16 protein-coding genes and 3 pseudogenes are annotated in these 19,863 nt (G+C 68.8%); 11 read left to right on the top strand and 8 right to left on the bottom strand.

Going from position 1 to position 19,863, the window contains the following annotated elements:
• The 3 genes and pseudogenes from ASJ79_RS34615 to ASJ79_RS29005 form a co-directional block, all read right to left on the bottom strand.
• Positions 1 to 207: pseudogene (locus ASJ79_RS34615) on the bottom strand (hypothetical protein); the annotation flags it as partial.
• Positions 207 to 1,400, bottom strand: coding sequence for a dihydrodipicolinate synthase family protein (locus ASJ79_RS29010; protein WP_067962927.1), 1,194 nt, complete (start codon positions 1,398 to 1,400; stop codon positions 207 to 209). The gene ASJ79_RS29010 and the pseudogene ASJ79_RS34615, both read right to left, overlap by 1 nt.
• Positions 1,397 to 2,551, bottom strand: coding sequence for a Gfo/Idh/MocA family protein (locus ASJ79_RS29005; protein WP_067962924.1), 1,155 nt, complete (start codon positions 2,549 to 2,551; stop codon positions 1,397 to 1,399). The genes ASJ79_RS29010 and ASJ79_RS29005 overlap by 4 nt, the downstream gene beginning before the upstream one ends.
• 215 nt (positions 2,552 to 2,766) lie before the next feature.
• Here ASJ79_RS29005 and ASJ79_RS29000 point away from each other — a divergent pair, with 215 nt between their 5' ends.
• The 11 genes from ASJ79_RS29000 to deoC all read left to right on the top strand — a co-directional run bounded on the left by ASJ79_RS29000 (position 2,767) and on the right by deoC (position 14,878).
• Positions 2,767 to 3,792 (top strand): LacI family DNA-binding transcriptional regulator, encoded by a 1,026-nt coding sequence (locus ASJ79_RS29000; RefSeq protein WP_067962921.1) that lies wholly within the window; start codon positions 2,767 to 2,769, stop codon positions 3,790 to 3,792.
• 133 nt (positions 3,793 to 3,925) lie between these two features.
• Complete coding sequence (locus ASJ79_RS28995) at positions 3,926 to 4,807, top strand: ABC transporter permease (protein ID WP_067962918.1); 882 nt, start codon at positions 3,926 to 3,928, stop codon at positions 4,805 to 4,807.
• A 25-nt stretch (positions 4,808 to 4,832) separates the two neighbouring features.
• Positions 4,833 to 5,864 carry an ABC transporter substrate-binding protein gene (locus tag ASJ79_RS28990; protein ID WP_067962915.1) on the top strand — a complete coding sequence of 344 codons (1,032 nt, stop codon included), beginning with the start codon at positions 4,833 to 4,835 and terminating at the stop codon, positions 5,862 to 5,864.
• 12 nt (positions 5,865 to 5,876) lie between these two features.
• Positions 5,877 to 6,698, top strand: a complete 822-nt coding sequence (locus ASJ79_RS28985; RefSeq protein WP_067962930.1) for an ABC transporter ATP-binding protein — start codon at positions 5,877 to 5,879, stop codon at positions 6,696 to 6,698.
• A 229-nt stretch (positions 6,699 to 6,927) separates the two neighbouring features.
• Positions 6,928 to 7,926, top strand: coding sequence for a substrate-binding domain-containing protein (locus ASJ79_RS28980; protein WP_067962912.1), 999 nt, complete (start codon positions 6,928 to 6,930; stop codon positions 7,924 to 7,926).
• Between the two features lie 49 nt (positions 7,927 to 7,975).
• On the top strand, positions 7,976 to 9,064 hold the full coding sequence (locus ASJ79_RS28975) for a galactitol-1-phosphate 5-dehydrogenase (RefSeq protein WP_067962909.1): 1,089 nt from the start codon (positions 7,976 to 7,978) through the stop codon (positions 9,062 to 9,064).
• A 2-nt stretch (positions 9,065 to 9,066) separates the two neighbouring features.
• Complete coding sequence (locus ASJ79_RS28970; protein WP_067962906.1) at positions 9,067 to 10,608, top strand: FGGY-family carbohydrate kinase; 1,542 nt, start codon at positions 9,067 to 9,069, stop codon at positions 10,606 to 10,608.
• A complete protein-coding gene (locus ASJ79_RS28965) occupies positions 10,608 to 11,579 on the top strand; it encodes a sugar-binding transcriptional regulator (RefSeq protein WP_067962905.1) in 972 nt (323 codons plus the stop codon). Before ASJ79_RS28970 ends, ASJ79_RS28965 begins: the two co-directional genes overlap by 1 nt.
• 1 nt (position 11,580) lies before the next feature.
• A complete protein-coding gene (locus ASJ79_RS28960; protein ID WP_082754131.1) occupies positions 11,581 to 13,149 on the top strand; it encodes a sugar ABC transporter ATP-binding protein in 1,569 nt (522 codons plus the stop codon).
• Complete coding sequence (locus tag ASJ79_RS28955; protein ID WP_067962899.1) at positions 13,142 to 14,143, top strand: ABC transporter permease; 1,002 nt, start codon at positions 13,142 to 13,144, stop codon at positions 14,141 to 14,143. Before ASJ79_RS28960 ends, ASJ79_RS28955 begins: the two co-directional genes overlap by 8 nt.
• A 33-nt stretch (positions 14,144 to 14,176) precedes the next feature.
• Positions 14,177 to 14,878: a deoxyribose-phosphate aldolase gene (deoC, locus tag ASJ79_RS28950; RefSeq protein ID WP_067962896.1), complete on the top strand. Its 702-nt coding sequence runs from the start codon at positions 14,177 to 14,179 to the stop codon at positions 14,876 to 14,878.
• Positions 14,879 to 14,891: 13 nt separating this feature from the next.
• On the opposite strand, the gene ASJ79_RS28945 is transcribed toward deoC, so the two are convergent.
• The 5 genes and pseudogenes from ASJ79_RS28945 to ASJ79_RS31765 form a co-directional block, all read right to left on the bottom strand.
• Entirely contained in the window at positions 14,892 to 16,211 is a 1,320-nt protein-coding gene (locus ASJ79_RS28945; protein ID WP_067962893.1) for an MATE family efflux transporter, read from the bottom strand.
• Positions 16,204 to 17,193 (bottom strand): bifunctional oligoribonuclease/PAP phosphatase NrnA, encoded by a 990-nt coding sequence (locus ASJ79_RS28940; RefSeq protein WP_067962890.1) that lies wholly within the window; start codon positions 17,191 to 17,193, stop codon positions 16,204 to 16,206. The genes ASJ79_RS28945 and ASJ79_RS28940 overlap by 8 nt, the downstream gene beginning before the upstream one ends.
• Positions 17,174 to 17,677, bottom strand: coding sequence for a 30S ribosome-binding factor RbfA (rbfA, locus tag ASJ79_RS28935; RefSeq protein WP_067962886.1), 504 nt, complete (start codon positions 17,675 to 17,677; stop codon positions 17,174 to 17,176). Before rbfA ends, ASJ79_RS28940 begins: the two co-directional genes overlap by 20 nt.
• A 30-nt stretch (positions 17,678 to 17,707) precedes the next feature.
• A pseudogene (infB, locus tag ASJ79_RS28930) lies at positions 17,708 to 19,705 on the bottom strand (translation initiation factor IF-2); the annotation flags it as partial.
• Positions 19,686 to 19,863, bottom strand: a pseudogene (locus ASJ79_RS31765) (chorismate-binding protein); the annotation flags it as partial. The pseudogenes infB and ASJ79_RS31765, both read right to left, overlap by 20 nt.

The raw sequence follows: 19,863 nt of genomic DNA, 5'->3' as shown, positions 1-19,863 counted from the left end.
GCACACATCTATTCGCTCATACTCGACCGCCGGGGCCGCGCTGCTCACCGCTAGTGCCATCGCCGTCACCCCGGTCGCGGTGACACCCGAACTGCCGGACATCAGCATCGCCAGCCCCGCGGCCGCGGTGGCCTCGGCGGCCCGGCGCAACGTCCAGCCCTTGGTCGTCATGGTGTTCAGCGACAGGCGGCCGAATGCTTGCGACATCAACCCACTCCGTTCAGCGACAGGTAGGTGTGCATCCGGTCCGCGGCCAGCTGCGGGTCGATGAACAGGCCGGCGCGGTCGGCGAGCACGAAGACCCCGCTCAGATGCGTGACCGACCGGCCGGCCGAAAGCCCGCCGACCAGCGCGAAGTTGCGCTGATGCCCGTTGAGCCAGGCCAGGAACGCGATGCCGGTCTTGTAGTAGTACGTCGGCGCGGCGAAGATGTGCCTGCCGAGCGCGCGGGTCGATTCCAAGATCCGCTCGGCTCCGGCTGCGTCCCCCGCGTCGAGGCGCTGCAACGCCGTCGACGCGGCGGGATAGACCGCGGCGAAAATGCCCAGAAGGGCGTCCGAATGGCCGTGCTCGTCACCGATGATCAGCTCCGGATAGTTGAAGTCGTCACCGGTGTAGAGCCGCACACCGTCGGGCAGCGCGCGGCGCAGCGCCACTTCGTGCGCGGCGTCCAGCAACGAGACCTTGACGCCGTCCACCTTGTCGGCGTGCGCGCGCACGAGCTCTTCGAACGTCGCGGTGGCGGCCGGGATGTCGGCGCTGCCCCAGTATCCGCGCAGCGCCGGGTCGAACACCTCGCCCAGCCAGTGCAGGATCACGGGCCGGTCGGCCTCGGCGAGCAGGGCGCCGTAGACGGTCAGGTAGTCCTGCGCGCTCGTGGCGACCTGCGCCAGCGCCCGTGATGCCATCAGGATCACCTCGGCCCCCGCGTCGCGCACCACCTCGATCTGTTGCCGGTACGCGTCGGTGATGACGGTCAGGCCGCGCCGGCCTCCGGGCACGTCGGCCGGGTCGAGGTGATCGGTGCCCGCGCCGCATGCCAGCAGGCCTCGCACCGCGGCCGCTTCCCGTCCCGACCGGATGATCAGCTCGCGGGTCGCGGGCCAGTCCAGACCCATCCCGCGCTGCGCGGTGTCCATGGCGTCGGCGACACCGAGCCCGTAGGACCAGAGCTCGTTCCGATAGGCCATCGTGGCGTCCCAGTCCAGATCCGCGGGAGCGCCGGGTGTGGTGTCGGCGAGCGTCCTCGGCACGACGTGCGCCGCGGCATAAGCGATCCGGGAGGTGATCGGCTGCGACGGCCTGCACCACTGCCCCGGCTGCCCGAGCTGGTACCGGCGCAGCTCGCCGTCCAGTGGGAGGAGCACCGATGCCGTGCGGGCTCCCGTCGTCGCCGTCACAGCACGATCTCGGGCACGTCGAGCCGCCGGCCCTCGGCGGAGCTCCTCAGACCGAGTTCGGCCAGCTGCACGCCACGGGCGGCCGACAGCAGCCCGAACCGGTGCGGCCGCCCGGCCAGCACGTCGCGCAGGAACTCCTCCCACTGCAGCTTGAAGCCGTTGTCCAGGTCGGCGTTGGCGGGCACCTCCAGCCACTGGTCACGGAACTTCTCGGTGACCGGAAGGTCGGGGTTCCACACCGGTTTGGGGGTGTGGGCGCGCTGCTGGGCCACGCACCGCCGCAGTCCCGCCACGGCGGAGCCGTGCGTGCCGTCGATCTGGAATTCGACCAGTTCGTCGCGGTACACCCGCACCGCCCAGGACGAGTTGATCTGCGCGACGATGCCGCCCTCGATCTCGAAGATGCCGTAGGCCGCGTCGTCGGCGGTGGCGGCATAGGATCGGCCGTTCTCATCCCATCGCGTCGGGATGTGGGTGACCGCGCGGGCGGTCACCGCCTGCACGTTGCCGAGCAGGCCTTCCATGACGTAGTTCCAATGGCAGAACATGTCCACCGTGATTCCGCCGCCGTCCTCGGCGCGGTAGTTCCAGCTCGGTCGTTGGGCGGGCTGGCCGTCTCCTTCGAAGACCCAGTAGCCGAACTCGCCGCGCATCGACAGGATCCGCCCGAAGAAGCCTTCGTCGACCAGTCGGCGCAGCTTCACCAGGCCGGGCAGGTACAGCTTGTCGTGCACAACCCCGGCCACGACGCCGGCGTTGTCCGCCATCCGGGCCAGTTCGATTGCCTCGGTGAGGGTTTCGGCGGTGGGCTTTTCGGTGTACACGTGCTTGCCGGCCTTCATCGCCGCGGACAGCGCCTCCACCCGCCGCGAGGTGACCTGCGCGTCGAAGTACACGTCCACGGTGGGATCGGCGATCACCGACGCGACGTCGGTGGTCCATTCGTCGACGGCGTGGCGGGCGGCCAGCTCCGCGATCTTGTCGGCGTTGCGTCCCACCAGGATCGGCTCGACCGCCACGCGGGTCCCGTCGTCGAGGAGCAGACCGCTGTCACGCAACGGCAGGATGGAACGCAGCAGGTGCTGGCGGTAACCCATCCGCCCGGTCACACCGTTCATGGCGATGCGCAGAGTCGTGCGCGGTGAAGTCATCAGGATGGTTCCTTGTCTTCAGGAGCCGGGGGCCGCCCTCGGCGAGTGCTGTCGGTTGACCTGCACCGCGGTCTCGCGAGAGAGAACGCGCGGTGTCAGCACTTCGGAATGCGCTTTCCACGGTAAGCTGTGCGCAGGTCGCAGGTCAACCCCGAGCCGCCGCCCGGCCGGGGCCGCCTCGACGGACACCGGTCGGAACGGCGGGAGCAGCGAACATGGCGGCGGTGACCTTGCAGGAAGTGGCTGCGCGCGCAGGGGTGTCGCAGGCCACCGCCTCACGCGTTCTCAACGGCTCGGCCAGGATTCCCGGCGAAGGTGTGGCAGACCGGGTCCGGGCGGCGGCCCGCGAACTCGGTTACGTGCCGAACGCGCAGGCGCAGGCGCTGGCCCGGGCGTCGACCGGCCTGCTGGGCCTGATCGTGCACGACATCGCCGACCCGTACTTCTCGTCGATCGTGCGCGGTGTCCAGACCGCGGCGCGTACCGCGCGCAAGCAGGTACTGCTGGCCAGCACCGACCGCGATTTCGACATCGAGCGGGAATCGGTCAGCACCTTCGTCGCCCACCGGGCCGATGCCATCATCCTCGCCGGTTCCCGGCAGAGCGGACACCTCGACCGCGATCTGGAAGCCGAGTTCGGTCGCTACCGGGCCAACGGCGGGCGGGTCGTGGTGATCGGCCAGCCGCTGGCCTTCGGCGGCGCGGTGGAGCCTGAAAACCATTTCGCCTCAGCGGAACTGGCCGATGCTCTGACCGAAGCCGGGCACACCCGGTTCGCGGTGATCGGCGGCCCCGCCAGCATTCGGACCTCGGTGGACCGGCGCAACGGCTTCGTCGAGGCACTGGGCCGGCGAGGCCTGACCCCGTTGGTCGAGGTGTCGGGCAGCTTCACCCGCGACGGTGGCCACTCCGCCGCGCAACGACTCGCCGCCGCCCTGCAACTGTCCCCGGACACCGGGGCGACACCGGTGTGCGTCTTCGCGGTCACCGACGTGATGGCGATCGGGGCGATCGCCGCGTGGCGGGAAATGGGCCTGGCCGTTCCGCGCGACGTGTGCATCGCCGGCTTCGACGACATCCCGACGCTGCGCGATCACACCCCGAGCCTGTCGACCGTTGCGCTGCCACTGGAGGAGATCGGCGCCCGCGCGGTGGCTCTGGCGCTCCGGGCCGACTGCGATGACCTGCGCGAACGAGTACCCGGCCGGGTCGTCCTGCGCGACAGCACGCGTCTGCCCTGACCGGCTGCCGACGCACCGCCCCCGGGTGGCCGTTGACAGTGTGCGCTGCGTCACGTTAGGGTCGGAACCGCTTCGGAAAGCGCATTCCCGTCGGGTTTCAACCCCCGAGACACTGCGACCTTTAGGACATTCCATGGCGGTAACCGCATCGGCCGGCTTGCGCCCCTCCTCGTCGACCTCCCCTCCGGGGTCCACCCGCACTCGACGCCCATGGCGGCCGTCGTTCTCCCCGCGCCGCACGGCGGCAGCCCTGTGGCGGCCGGTCGCGCTGGTCATCGCGTTGCTCGCCGCATGGTGGGCGGTAACCGAGGCCGACCTCGTCGCGCCCTACATCCTTCCCTCCCCCGGGGACACCTGGCAGACCACGCAGCAGAACGCCGGCTACCTGGTCCAGCACACCTGGGTCACCACCTGGGAGACGGTGCTCGGCTTCGTCATCGCCGCCGTCTTCGGCGTCTTCGTGGCCGTCGTGATGATGTACTCCTCCAGCCTGGAGAAGACCGTCTACCCGCTGATCCTGTTCGCCCAGGTGATCCCGAAGATCGCGATCGCGCCGCTGTTCGTGGTCTGGCTGGGTTTCGGGCCGTCGCCGAAGATCCTCGTGGCCGTGCTCATGGCCTTCTTCCCCATCGTGATCTCCGGACTCGCCGGCCTGCGTTCGGTCGATCCCGAGATCCTGGAACTGACATCCACGATGGGTGCGAGCCGCTTCAAGACCTTCATGAAGATCCGTTTCCCCGCCTCGCTGCCGCAGCTGATGTCGGGACTGAAGGTTGCCGCCACGTTGGCGGTCACCGGGGCCGTGGTGGGTGAATTCGTCGGCGCCAACGAAGGTTTGGGTTACGTCATCCTGCAGGCGAACGGAAACGTCGACACGGCGATGCTGTTCGCCGCGCTGATCATCATGTCGCTGCTCGGCATCGTGCTGTTCGCGATCATCGAGATCGCCGAAAAGCTCCTCATCCCATGGCATTCGTCACGCCGCACCTCGAACTCCGCCAGCACCGCCGCCTGACCCCTGACCCGCAAAGGAAGAAACGATGACGTTCACCCGACGCCGCGCAGCAGTCGCGGCCGCCACCGTCGCCATGCTCACGCTGACCGCCTGCGGCGGCGGCGGTTCCGAGAACACTCCGGCCGCCGAAGGCTCCAACGCAACGGCCACCCTGATGCTCAACTGGTACCCGTACGGTGAGCACGCCCCGTTCTACTACGGCGTTCAGGAGGGGATCTTCGCCAAGCACGGCATCGACCTCACCATCGACGCCGGCCAGGGATCCACGAAAACCGTCCAGGCCGTCGGCTCCGGCCAGGCCGACTTCGGCTGGGCCGACACCCCGGCCGTGCTGAGCAACATCGACAAGGGGGTGGACGTCAAGAGCGCCGGTGTGTTCCTGCAGACCACCCCCTCGGCCGTGCAGGTGTTCGCCGACTCCGGCATCGACACCCCGCAGGATCTGGCGGGTCGCACCATCGCGGTCTCGGCCGGCGACGCGCCGACCACGACGTTCCCGATCTACCTGAACAAGGTCGGCGTGCCCGAGGACCAGGTGACCCAGCAGAGCCTCGACGCCGCGGGCAAGATGGCCGCGATGCTCTCCGGACAGGTCGACGGGCTGATCGGGTTCGCACACGACCAGGGCCCGACGATCGCCGACAAGAGTGGCCGTGAGGTGCGCTACCTGCGCTACTCCGACGCCGGCCTGAACTTCTACAGCAACGGCCTGATCGCCAAGAACTCGACGATCGCCGACGACGCCGAACTCGTGCAGTCCATGGTGGACGCCACCAGCGAGGCATACGCCGCGGCGACCGAGAACCCGGAAGCGGCTGTCGACGCGATGGCCGGAAAGGACCCGCAGATGCCTCCGCGCGAGGTGCTGCTGCAGCAGTGGCAGCAGACCATACCGCTGCTGTCCACGCCTGCGACGGCCGAGCAGGTTCCGGGCACCAACGCCGACGAGGACTGGAAGACCACCATCGCCACCCTCAACGAGGCCGGTCTGCTGGAATCGGCGAAAGACCCTGCCGAGTACTGGGATTCGTCGTTCACGCCTCAGGGCCGGCAGTAGGAGAGCATGGACATGCCCACCGCCACCATCGCACCACCGGGAACACCCATGACGTCCGTGGACGCCGCGGCCATCACGATCGAGAACCTCACCGTGCGGTTCTCCTCCAAACGCGCGTCGGTCACCGCGCTCGCCGATGTCGATCTGCAGGTCGCCGACGGAGAGTTCGTCTCCATCGCCGGTCCGTCGGGCTGCGGCAAGTCGACCCTGTTGAAGGTCGTCGCCGGTCTGACCGACGCCACCTCGGGTGAGGTGCTGCTGCGCGGCAAGCAGGTCCGCGGACCGCAGCGTGCGATCGGCTATGTGTTCCAGCGTGCGGCGCTGCTGGAGTGGCGCTCGGTCCGCAAGAACATCCTGCTGCAGGCCGAGATGCGCGGGATGCCACGGCAGGCGGCGCAGCAACGGTGCGACGAGCTGATCGAGATGACCGGGCTCACCGGGTTCGAGAACGCGTTGCCCCACGAGCTGTCCGGCGGTATGCAGCAACGTGTTTCGCTGTGCCGGGCGCTGCTGCACCAGCCCCGGGTGTTGCTGATGGACGAGCCGTTCGGCGCACTCGACGCGCTGACCCGCGAGAAGATGAACGTCGAACTCCACCGGATCTGGCGGGAGACGGGCACCACGGTGGTGCTGGTGACCCACTCGGTCGCCGAGGCGGTCTATCTGGCCAATCGGGTCGTCGTGATGAGCCCGCGGCCGGGCCGCATCATCGAAACCCTCGACGTCGAGTTGCCCGCCGAGCGCGAGTACGCCGAGACGATGGAACGGCCCGAGTTCACCAAGGTCGCCAACCGCGTGCGTGACCTGCTCGGCAGCTCCTCCGCCGCCGACTGACACCGTCCGCACCGCCACAGCCCGGCCCCGGTTCACCGGGGCCGGGCTGCGTCGTTGACGCCGCGCCACCAACCCGATCGACCCCGCGGGGCGGCCGGGGGTGAACGATCGGTTACCGTTGTGCTCATATGAGCAAAACTATGCGCATATGTTGACTAGTCGCAATCGCGGTTTCTACGGTGATGGGCGTCACGCCGCCTCGACGTCGAGGCGCAAGTTAGGAGTAACAATGAGACTCGCAAAGGTGATGGCGGGAATCGCCTTCTCGGCCTCGGTGGCGATCGGATCGTCCGCATGCTCGATGCCCGGAGAGAACGGCGCCGCCGGCGGCAACACCACGTCGGACGGCCCGGTCAAGATCGGCTTCAGCCAGGCGACCCAGCAGAGTCCGTTCTACGTCGCGTTGACCGACGCAGCCAAGCAGACCTCCGAGCGCGACGGCAACGAACTGTTCTTCGCCGACGCCAATGGTGATGTCACCAAACAGAACAACGACGTGCAGGACCTGATCACCCGGGGCATCAACGTGCTTGTGATCAACCCGGTCGACCCCAAGGGCATCGCGCCGTCACTGGCTGCAGCCGACGCCGCGGGCATCAAGGTGGTCACCGTGGACCGTCCCGTGGAGTCGGGCGCGGCCGCCTTCGTCGGCCGCGACAACAAGGCGATGGGCCAGCTCGTCAGCGAAGCCGCCGTGCAGACGCTCGGACCTGCCGGCGGAAAGATCATCGAGATCCAGGGCGACGCCGGCGGGGCGGTGGCTCGCGATCGGCACGACGGATTCGCCGCCGCGGTCGAAGGCCAACCGAACATCACCGTGATCGACGGCCCCTACAGCGATTACATCCGCTCCAACGCCGTGACGGCCATGCAGGATCTGTTGCAGGCCCATCCTGACGTGAAGGCCGTCTACGCCCAGAACGACGACATGGCACTGGGCGCGCTGCAGGTGCTCGACGAGAACAACCGCGGCGACGTCAAGGTGTTCGGCGTCGACGGTCTGATGGAGGCCGTGCGCGCCATCGCCGAAGGCGACCAGTACGTCGCCACCGCGCTCAACGACCCCAACGCCGAAGGTCAGCTCGCGATCGAAACCGCGGTCAAGGTGGCGCGCGGCGAGTCGGTACCCGAATTCATCGACGCCGGAACGGGTTTGGTCGACAAATCCAATGCCGCAGCGCTGATCGGCGACACCACGTTCGCCCAGCAGCAGTCCCCACCGGCCTGACCGCCGTCACCCGCCGATCCACAGAACCACCAGAGCACAGGAGACACCTATGACAACCGAAGTGCCGACCCGCGATCTGACCTCGGAGTACGTCCTTCCGCAGGTGATGACAGCCGCCGTGATGCATGCCCCCGGCGACATCCGGGTCGAGCAGGTCGCGGTGCCGCGTCCGGGACCCGGGCAGGTCCTGCTCAAGATCGCGGCCTGCGGGGTCTGCGGATCGGACATCCCCCGCATGCTGCGCAACGGCGGCTACATCATGCCGATCATCTGTGGCCACGAGTTCTCGGGCTGGGTCGCCGAAGTCGGTGAAGGTGTGACCGGTTTCGAGGTGGGCGAGCTGGTATCGGTGCCACCGCTGATCCCGTGCCGGGCCTGCGACTACTGCCTCAAAGGCGCTTTCGGACTGTGCGAGAACTACGACTACTTCGGTAGCCGTTGCGACGGCGCCTACGCCCAGTACGCCGTGTCGCCGGTCGGCAACCTGTTGAAGGTGCCGAAGGGTCTGGACCCGCGGGCGGCCGCGATGCTCGATCCCGCCGCCATCGCCCTGCACGGTTTGTGGAAGACCGGGCTGCGGGCCGGGCACCGGGTTCTCGTCATCGGCGCCGGGCCGATCGGCCTGTTCGCCGTCCAGTGGGCCCGGCTACACGGCGCAACCGAGGTCGTGGCCGTCGACCTCAGTGAGGAGAAGGCGGCGATGGCCCGCGAGGCCGGCGCCAGCGACGCGGTCCAGGGCGTCGAGGAGGCCCGCGCGCTCGGAGGGCGCGGCTTCGACGTCGTGCTGGAGTCCGCCGGCGTCCCGGCCACCGCGGACATGGCCGCCAATCTGACCGGGCCGCACGGCCATGCCGTGTTCATCGGCATCCCGCACGCCCCGGTTCCGCTCGGCAAGGAGACGTTCAACCAGTTCATGCGTCAGGAAGCGACGCTGCACGGATCCTGGAACTCGTTCTCGGCGCCGTTCCCCGGTGACGAGTGGCGTACCTCGGCGAAGATGATGGCCACGGGACAGCTCGCGTGGGAGTTCATGATCACCCACGAGCTGCCGCTGTCGGCGCTTCCGCAGACGATGCATCAGCTCGGCGAGCGGTCGATCTTCTCGTCGAAGGTCCTGTTCCTGCCCAACGAAGACTGACCATGGGAATCCTGCTGTCGATCGACCTGGGCACCGAAGGTGCCCGGGTCGGCGCGTTCACCGAGGACGGCGTCGCGCTCGGTGCGGTGCACCGGCCGTATCCAACCCGGTTCCCGCGACCGGGCTGGGCCGAGCAGGACCCGCGGGACTGGTGGGATGCCATCACCGCGGCCACCCGCGAGCTACTCACCACCGACCCGTGCCGTGCCGCCGGCCATGTCGTCGCCATCGCAGCGGCGACGACGTCGTCGACGGTGGCCGTGCTGGACGGGGCCGGAGTTCCGCTTCGCCCGGCGATTCTGTGGATGGACTGCCGGAGCGGTACGGAGTCGGAGCGGACGGCGCAGCTGTCGGCCGACTACCCGATCCTGGAGTGGTCCGGCGGCTCCGACGCCGCGGAATGGCTTGTCCCCAAAGCGATGTGGCTCAAGTCGCACGATCCTGCCACCTATCTGTCGGCGGCCAGGATCGTCGAGGCGGTCGACTACGTGACGTTCCGTCTCACCGGTCAGTGGGTCGGCTCGCAGATGAACGCGGTGTGCAAGTACAACTACGACAGCATCGCGCAGCGCTATCCGGTCGAGCTCTACACCGCTCTCGGCGTCGAGGACCTGGCCACCAAACTGCCCGACCGCATCGCCGAGGTCGGCAGCGCGGCGGGCACCCTCAGTGCCGCGGCCGCCGCCGATCTCGGCATCAGCGGACGACCCGTCGTCGCGGTCGGTGGTATCGACGCGCACGTCTCGTTACTGGCGTGCGGCGCCGAACTGGACGGCCTGGTGTCGATCGTCTCGGGTACCTCCTCGGCGATCATCGCCGAAGTCGACGTCCCCACCAGCACGCACGAGATCTGGGGCCCCTATCCGCGGGCACTGCACCAGAACAAATGGCTGGTCGAGGGCGGCCAGGTCGCGAGCGGATCGGTGCTGAAGTGGACCGGCGAATCGATCATGGGCGTGCCGCGCGCCGAGCTGGCCGCGCTCGTCGACGAGGCCGCATCCGTCGACCCCGCCGCGCACGGACTCCGCGCGCTGGACTACTTCATGGGTAACCGCACGCCGTACCGCGAGGCACGGTTGCGCGGTGCCGTCGTCGGGCTCTCGCTGGGAACCACCAAAGCGGAGCTCTACCGCGCCATGGTCGAAGCGGTCGCCTGTGGCACCCGCAGTGTGATCGACTCCTTCGAACGGTCGGGAGTGCCCTGTGACCGTCTGGTTCTCTCCGGCGGGATCGAGCGGAACCCGTTGTGGCAGCAGATCACCGTCGATGTCCTCGGCCGCCCGGCCGACCTCGTCATCGGTGAGAACCTGACACTGCGGGCGTGCGCGGTGATCGCCGCGACCGCCGCCGGAGTGGCGGCGTCACTCGACGACGGATCCCGGTTGTTCTCCCCTCGGATACGCACACTCGAACCCGATCCTGAGCGAATCGAGATCTACCAGAACATCTTTGACGACTACCAACGGCTGACGGCGATACTGCAGCCCTTCATGCGCGACGGTGCCGACCGGGCGGCGACGCGGCGGATCGAGGTGACCCGCTGATGACCCGAGCCTCCGACAAGAGCCACGTCGAACTCATGCTGCACGTGGCGCAGTGTTACTACGAGCAGGGCCGGACCCAGGAGGACATCGGCCGTGAGCTGCACCTGACGCGCTGGAAGGTCGGCAGGCTGCTCGACGAGGCCCGCGAGGCCGGAATAGTGCAGATCAAGATCGTCCATCCGCAGGCGCGGCGCAGCCACCTCGAGATCAGCATGCGCAGTGAATTCGGTCTGCGCGAATGCATCGTGGTCCCGGGAGCGGACACCCCGGGCACCGACGACCACATCGCTGCCGCCGCGGCGCACTATCTGCGGGCCAACTCGTCGTGGATCAGCACGTTGGCCGTGTCGTGGGGAAACACCCTGCAGCACATAGCCGCTGTTCTTCCGGCCGGATGGACCAGCAATATCGAGGTGATCCAGGCCAACGGCGGAGTCAGCCGGTCGGTGCGCCCGACCACGGCAGCCGACATCGCCACCAGCATCGCCCACAGCGGTAACGGCCGCACCACTCTGCTACCGGTGCCCGCGATCGTGGAGCGGATCGAGACACGTGACGCGCTGTACGCCGAGGGTTTCGTCGTCGATGTTCTCGCCGGGGCCCGGAACGCGGACGCGCTGTTGTTCTCCCTGGGAGCTCTCGGGCCGACATCGGTGCTGGTCGAGTGCGGAGCTGTGACCCCCGACGAACTGCGTGAACTCGAAGCACGTGGCGCGTGCGGCGACGTCCTGGCCCACTACATCACTGCCGCGGGCGAGCTCGCCTACCCTGACATCGACAGTCGCACAGTGGGATTGAGCCTGGAGGACGTCAAGAACGCCAACTGCGCGATCGCCGTCGCCGCCGGCCCCGCGAAAGTGGCCGTGGTCAGGGCGGCTCTGCTCAGCGGGATGTGCACCGTGCTGATCACCGATGAACCCACCGCTACCGCAGTACTGGAGCGTAGCGCCGCCCCGGTGTTGGAGGCCTGATATGACTTTCCTTGATCCGACCCCGCCTTCCCCGTCCCCCGCGCAGGCCGCCCCGGGGGCCTCGTCGGCCCGGCCCGTCGCGCTGACGATGACCGACATCGTCAAGGTCTTCCCCGGGACCCGGGCCTGCAACAACGCGAGCCTGGAGGTGGCCGAGGGTGAGGTCCACTGCCTGCTCGGCGAAAACGGGGCCGGCAAGAGCACCATGATGAAGATCCTCTCCGGTTCTTATCGACCTGATTCCGGAACGATCACCCTCGCGGGGACACCGGTGGTGTTCACCTCGCCACTCGACGGCGTGCGGGCCGGCATCAACACCATCTACCAGGAACTGGATCTGGTGCCCGACCTGACCGTGTCCCAGAACCTCTTCCTCGGTCACGAACCGCGCCGCGGTGGCCTGTTCGTCGCCCGCAGGCAACGCGACCGACAGGCCGCCGCGGCGATCGCGCGGGTCGGCGGCACGTTCGCCCCGTCGGCCGTCGTCGGTGAACTGTCCGTCTCCGACCAGCAACTCACCGCCATCGCCAAGGCGCTGACCACCGATGCCCGAATCGTGGTGATGGACGAACCGAGCGCCACGCTCACCGACCACGATCTGGCTGCGGTCTTCCGGGTGATCCGGGAACTCACCGCTGCCGGCAAATCCGTCATCTACATCTCGCATCGACTCGACGAGATCAAGGAGATCGGCGACCGCGCGACCGTGATGCGCGACGGTGCCACAGTCGGTGTCTTCGACGTCGCGTCGGTGTCGAAAGAGGAACTGGTGGAGGCGATGATCGGGCGCTCGGTGCAGTCCCGGCCACCGCGTCGGCACCACGCCGCCGCCGCGGCCGACCCGCTGCTGCACGTGCACCGGGCGACCATCCCCGGGGTGATCGACGTCAACGACGTCACCGTCGGCCGAGGTGAGATCGTCGGGCTCGCCGGCTTGGGCGGTGCCGGCCGATCCACATTGCTGGCAACGCTTTTCGGCGACCGCCGGGCCCATCTGGACATGACACTCAACGGGAAGAAGATCACCTCGCTGACGCCGCGCGGCGCTGTCGCACTCGGCATCGGACTGGTACCCGAGGACCGCAAGCGTCAGGGGCTGTTCCTGGAGCAGTCGATCCTGCGTAACGCGGCGATCGCGGCACTCCCCCCGCTGCGGTTCAACCCGATGGCCCGGGCCCGCCGGGTGTGCGGACCCCCGCTGGACCGCCTCGGCGTCAAGTTCGCGAGCGTCGAGCAGCCCGTCGGCCAACTCTCGGGTGGCAACCAGCAGAAGGTTGTGCTGGCCAAATGGATGGCCCGCGGCATCGATCTCCTTCTCCTCGACGAGCCCACCCGCGGTCTGGACATCGGCGCCAAAGCCGACCTTTTCGAGCAGGTGCAGGCACTCGCCGATGCCGGCGTCGGTGTCGTGATGGCGTCGAGCGAATTAAGCGAGCTGACCGAGAACTGCAACCGGATCTGGGTCATGCACGAGGGTCACAACATCGCACAGTACGAACCCGCAACCACCCCGGCGGCGGACATCGCCCGCTGCATCGTCACCGGAAGAACGAAGACTGACCATGACTGAATTGATAAACCGCCCCGCATCATCCGAGCCGCCGGCGGGGGCGAAAACGCAGCGCCGTGCCATCTTCATGCGGTTCAACCTGCTGTTCATCTTCATCGCGCTGTTCGTGGTGGCGTCGGTCTCGGCACCGCAGTTTCTCACCACCCAGAACATGGCGAACCTGCTGCAGCAGTCCAGCCTCACCGGCATCGTCGCGATCGGCATGACGGTGGTGATCCTGACCTCGGGTATCGACCTGTCGGTCGGCAGTGTGGCTGCGCTGTCGGGAATGCTGGTGGCGATCTTCATCGGGATGGGCTTGCCCTGGCCGATCGCCATGGCGCTGGCGATCGGCTCCGGCCTGGCGCTCGGTGGGGTGATGGGCGGGCTGAGTGCCTATCTGGTGCTGCCGGCGTTCATGGTGACCCTGGCGGGAATGCAGAGCATCCGCGGCCTGACCTACCTGACCACCAACGGCACTCCGACGACCGCCGAGATCCCCATGGGGCTGCGCTTCCTCGGAGCCGGGTCGATCGCCGGGATACCCGTGGTCGGCATCATCTTCGTCGCGGTGACGGTGATCGTCGGACTCATGCTGCGTCGCACCACCTTCGGTGAGCACATCTACGCCGTCGGCAGCAACGCGCAGGCGGCACGGCTGTCCGGCCTGCCGGTGCAGCGCATCACCACGGCGGCCTACGTCATCTCCGGCGGCCTCGCCGCACTCTCCGGTGTGCTGCTCACCGCACGCCTGACGATCGGCCAGCCGACCGCCAACGCGGGACTCGAGCTCGACGCGATCGCGGCCGTGGTCCTCGGCGGCACCAGCCTGTTCGGCGGGAAGGGTGGCGTACTGGGCACGTTCATCGCGGTGCTGCTGCTGTCGGTGCTGCGCAACCTGTTCAACCTGCTGGGGTTGAGCTCCTTCTTCCAGATGCTGGTCACCGGCCTGATCCTGATCGCGGCGCTGATCATGAACTACCTGCTGGACCGGCAGTCCAAAAGCGCCGTCTGACAACCATCCAGAACGACAGAGAACAAGGATTCGATGAGCACCCACACCACCCACACCTCGCCGTCGGCGACCGACGTCGCCGCGATGATCGACCACACCCTGCTGAAACCGGAAGCCACTCGTTCCGACGTCGACAAGCTGATCGCCGAAGCCGCAGAACTCGGCACCTACTCGGTGTGCGTGTCGCCCTCGATGCTGCCGGTCACCGTACCCGGGAACCTGAAAGTAGCTGCGGTGTGCGGCTTTCCCAGTGGCAAGCACACTTCGGCGGTCAAGGCCGCCGAAGCGGCCGAGGCGGTGCGCAACGGCGCCGACGAGATCGACATGGTGATCGATGTCGGGGCCGCCAGGGAGGGGGCGTTCGACCACGTCGAGGCCGATATCGCGGCCGTGCGAGCGGCCGTCCCCGCGCCCACCGTGCTGAAGGCGATCATCGAGTCCGCGGCGCTCTCCGACGATGCCATCGTGGCGGTCTGCCGTGCCGCGGTCGCCGCCGGCGCCGACTTCGTCAAGACTTCCACCGGGTTTCACCCCGCCGGTGGCGCCACCGTGCACGCCGTGGACCTGATGCACCGCACGGTGGCCGGTTCCGGTCTGGCGGTGAAGGCCTCCGGTGGTGTCCGCACCCTCGCGGACGCCCGCGCGATGATCGCCGCCGGCGCCACCCGACTCGGGGTGTCCGGTTCACGGGCGCTGCTGTCACCCGACGGCGCCACGGCCGACTCCGGGTACTGACCGGCCGGGCACGTCAGCGCGTGCCCGGCACCAGCCAACGGCCGGACAACGCCCGCCAGCCGACGAACACCAGCCGCAGCACCATGAACGTGCTCAGGCCGGCCCAGATACCCAGCAGCCCCCACCCGAACGCCAGCGACAACCAGATCAGCGGCAGGAATCCGATCAGCGCGCTGATCAGTGTCGCGTTGCGCATGAACGTGGCGTCCCCGGCCCCGAGCAGTACCCCGTCGATCGCGAAAACGATTCCGGCGACCGGTAATTGGGCCACCAGGAACCACCACGGCACCCCGATCTGGTCCAGCACCGAACGGTCGTCGGTGAACACGGACGGAAAGACCGAGGAGCCCAGCGCGAACACCGCGGCCAGCACCACCCCGGCGACGGCGGAGAAGATCGTCACCCGCCACGCCACCGCTTTGGCGTGGGTGAGGTGACCGGCTCCGAGCGCGGCACCGACCAGCGACTGGGCCGCGATGGCCAGTGAATCGAGCACCAGCGCAAGGAAACTCCAGAGCTGCAGCACCACCTGGTGTGCGGCCACGGCGGCGGCGCCGAACCGGGCGGCCACCGCGCCCGCCGAGATGAAACACGCCTGGAACGCCATGGTGCGCAACACCAGATCGCGGCCCATCACCACCTGCGCGCGCAGCACCTCCGGCCGCGGCCGCAGCGGCACCCTCTCGACGAACAGCGCCCGGCAGAACAGCGCCGCGGCCAGGTACTGCCCCACCACATTGGCCACCGCCGACCCCTGCAGACCCAGCTCGGGGGCACCCAGCCAGCCGTACACCAACAGCGGGCACAGCACCGCCGACACCGCGAACCCGAAGACCACATAGCGCAGCGGCCGCACGGTGTCCTGCACACCGCGCATCCAGCCGTTGCCGGCGGCGGCGATCAGGATCGCCGGCACCGCCAGGCTGGCGACGCGCACCCAGGGCAGCGCCGCGTCGGCGATCTCGCCGCCGGCCGCCAGGGCGGACACCAGCGGCACCGCGGTCAGCTGCACCGTGACGACGATCGCGGTGCCGATCCCCAGCGCCAGCCAGGTGGCCTGCACTCCCTCCTCGACCGCGGACCTGCGGTCGTCGGCGCCGTAGAACCGTGCCGCGCGCGCCGTCGTGCCGTACGACAGGAAGGTCAGCTGTGAGCTGAGCACGCCCATGATCAGCGCGCCGATCGCGAGGCCGGCCAGGCTCAGCGCACCGAGCCGGCCGACGACGGCCAGGTCGAACAACAGGTAGACCGGCTCGGCGGCGAGCACACCGAGGGCGGGGAAGGCGAGCGCGGCGATCCGCCGGTTGGTCGCCGGTCGGACCGCGTCAGCCAAGGGCCGTGCGCAGCGCGGCGACCAGGTCGTCGGCTGATCCGGATGCCGAGTAGCCCGCGGCCAGCCGGTGGCCGCCGCCGCCGAAGGTGCCCGCGATCGTCGACACGTCGAGCGATTTCGAGCGCATCGACACCGACCACCGCTGCGGCCCGATCTCCTTGAACACCGCCGCCACCTCGGCCTGCCGGGTGGTACGCACGATGTCGACGATGCTCTCGATCTCCTCCGAGCGTGCCGCCGACAACTCGTCGTGGTCGACGATCGCGTACACCAGGCCGCGTCCGCCGGCGGCGTCGGGTTCCAGCCGCGCCGAGCCCAGCACGCGCGACAGCATGGGCAGCCACGCGAACGGGTGGGTGTCGAGCAGTGTGCGGCTCACCGCGGCGTTGTCCACCCCGATCTCGACCAACCGGGCCGCCAACCGGTGCGCCCGGGCGCTGGCCCACCGGAACGAGCCGGTGTCGGTGGTCAGCCCCGCGTACAGACAGTGCGCGACCGACAGGTCGATCGGTTTGTCCCACGCGTCGAGCAACTCGGCGACCAGCATCGTCGTCGAATCCGCGGCCGGGTCGACGAAGTTGGCGGTGCCGAACAGCTGATTCGACGCGTGGTGGTCGATGACGAGCACGTCGCGGCCGGACTCGGCGAGGTCACCCAGCGCCCCGAGCCGGTTGAGGCTGGGGATGTCGACGGTGACCACGAGATCGACGTCGCGGGGCAGGTCCTGCGGTGGCACCAGCAGGTCGCCGCCGGGCAACGTGTGCAGCGACTCGGGAAGCTCGTCGGGTTCGGCGAAACTGACGTGGACGCTCTTGCCGGCCTGGTCGAGCACCAGCGCCAGGGCCAGTCCGGCCCCGATGGTGTCGGCGTCGGGAAACACGTGGCACACCACGCTGACGGTGTCGGCCGAGGTGAGCAGTTCGGCGGCGGCGCAGGCATCGACGCGCGCGCCGGTCCGGGGCTCAGTCGTCGAGTCTGTCATCGAGCGTGTCAAGGTCACCCGCGTCCTCAGCGTCCCCGGTTGCTTCGTCCTCCGCCCCGGTTACACGGTACGGGTCGGTGTCGCCGGCGTGCTTGGCGCCCTGCCGAACTCTCGCCAGATCCTCGTCCGCGGCCCGTGCCCGGGCCAGCAGCTCCTCCATGCGGTGGGCCGCGTCCGGGACCGTGTCGCGCACGAACGCCAGCGTCGGTGTGAACCGGACCCCGGTGGCGGCGCCGACCTTGGTGCGCAGCACACCCTTGGCCTTCTCCAGCGCCGCGGCGGCGCCACCGTAGTCGGGCTCCTCGTCCAGCGACCGGCCCATCACCGTGTAGTACAGCGTGGCATCGTGCAGGTCGTTGGTGACCTTGGCGTCCGTGATCGTCACCCCGGCGAGCCGGGGATCCTTGATCTCGTACTCGATGGCCGACGCGACGACCGTGGAGATCCGCTTGGCGAGCCGCCTCGCCCGTGCGGGATCAGCCACGGTGCGTCCCGTTCTGCGTGCGAGCGCTCACTACGTCCGCTCTTTCTCGACCAGTTCGTAGGTCTCGATGACGTCGCCTTCCTTGATGTCGGAGTAGGTCAGCGTCAGACCGCACTCGTAACCGTCGCGGACCTCGGTGACGTCGTCCTTCTCCCGGCGCAGCGACGAGATGGTGAGGTTCTCGGCGACCACGACGTTGTCACGCAGCAGCCGCGCCTTGGCGTTGCGCCGCATGATGCCGGACTGGACGAGGCAGCCGGCGATGTTGCCGACCTTCGACGACCGGAAGATCGCCCGGATCTCGGCGCGGCCGAGTTCCTTCTCCTCGTAGATCGGCTTGAGCATGCCCTTGAGCGCGCTCTCGATCTCGTCGATGGCCTGGTAGATCACCGAGTAGTACCGGATCTCCACGCCCTCGCGGTTGGCCAGCTCGGTCGCCTTGCCCTCCGCGCGGACGTTGAAGCCGATGATGATCGCATCCGAGGCCGACGCCAGGTTGACGTTGGTCTCGGTGACGCCGCCGACACCGCGGTCGATGACGCGCAGCTCCACCTCGTCGTCGACCTTGATGCCCAGCAGCGCCTCTTCGAGCGCCTCGACCGTACCGGCGTTGTCACCCTTGAGGATCAGGTTCAGCTGGCTGGTTTCCTTCAGCGCCGAATCCAGGTCCTCCAGGCTGATCCGCTTGCGGCTGCGGGCGGCCAGCGCGTTGCGCTTGCGCGCACTGCGCCGGTCGGCGATCTGCCGCGCGATGCGGTCCTCGTCGACGACCAGGAAGTTGTCACCCGCGCCGGGCACCGACGTGAAGCCGATGACCTGCACCGGCCGCGACGGCAGCGCCTCGGTGACGTCCTCGCCGTGCTCGTCGACCATGCGGCGGACGCGGCCGTACGCGTCGCCGGCGACCACCGAGTCGCCGACCCGCAGCGTGCCGCGCTGGATCAGCACGGTCGCCACCGGGCCGCGGCCACGGTCGAGGTGCGCCTCGATCGCCACACCCTGGGCTTCCATGTCGGGGTTGGCCCGCAGATCCAGGGATGCGTCGGCGGTCAGGATGACCGCTTCGAGGAGCGCCTCGATGTTGGTGCCCTGCTTGGCGGAGATGTCGACGAACATCGTGTCGCCGCCGTACTCCTCGGGCACCAGCCCGTACTCGGTGAGCTGGCCACGGATCTTGGACGGATCCGCGCCTTCCTTGTCGATCTTGTTGACCGCGACGACGATCGGCACGTCGGCGGCCTGCGCGTGGTTGATCGCCTCGACCGTCTGCGGCATCACGCCGTCGTCGGCGGCCACCACCAGGATCGCGATGTCGGTGGCCTTCGCACCGCGGGCACGCATGGCGGTGAACGCCTCGTGACCCGGGGTGTCGATGAAGGTGATCGGTCGCTCGCTGCCGTCGAGGTCCACGGTCACCTGGTAGGCGCCGATGTGCTGGGTGATACCGCCGGCCTCGCCCTCGCGGACGGTGGCGTTGCGGATGGTGTCCAGCAGGCGGGTCTTGCCGTGGTCGACGTGACCCATGACGGTGACCACCGGCGGGCGGACCTCCAAATCGGCCTCGTCCCCGGCGTCTTCCCCGTAGGACAGGTCGAAGGACTCGAGCAGCTCGCGGTCCTCGTCCTCCGGGGACACGACCTGCACGACGTAGTTCATCTCGCTGCCCAGCAGCTCCAGCGTCTCGTCACCGACGGACTGGGTGGCCGTGACCATCTCGCCGAGGTTGAACAGCGCCTGCACCAGCGATGCCGGGTTGGCGTTGATCTTCTCGGCGAAATCGCTCAGCGACGCGCCGCGGGCCAGCCGGATGGTCTCGCCGTTGCCGTGCGGGAGCCGCACGCCACCGACGACCGGGGCCTGCATGTTCTCGTATTCGGCCCTTTTCGCGCGCTTCGACTTGCGACCACGCTTCGGGGCGCCGCCGGGACGGCCGAACGCGCCTGCGGCACCGCCGCGCTGGCCGGGACGACCACCGCCGCCGCCGGGACGACCCCGGAAACCTCCGCCACCACCGGCCGCACCAGCCGACCGCCCCGGCGTAGAAACCGCGGTCGCCTTCGACCTCGTCGATCAACGCGACGGCCCGCGCGGTCGGGGACCCGCCGACTGCCGGGGTGGGATGCAACGCCACCGCGCGAGCCAATGCGGTGGGAGGGGTTTGGCGTAGACGGCAGGACATCGGGGAG

This window comes from Mycobacterium sp. NAZ190054, from assembly GCF_001545925.1.
Lineage (GTDB): Bacteria > Actinomycetota > Actinomycetes > Mycobacteriales > Mycobacteriaceae > Mycobacterium.
Note: the sequence above shows the minus strand (reverse complement) of the source record. Positions and strands in the feature narration are given on the sequence as shown.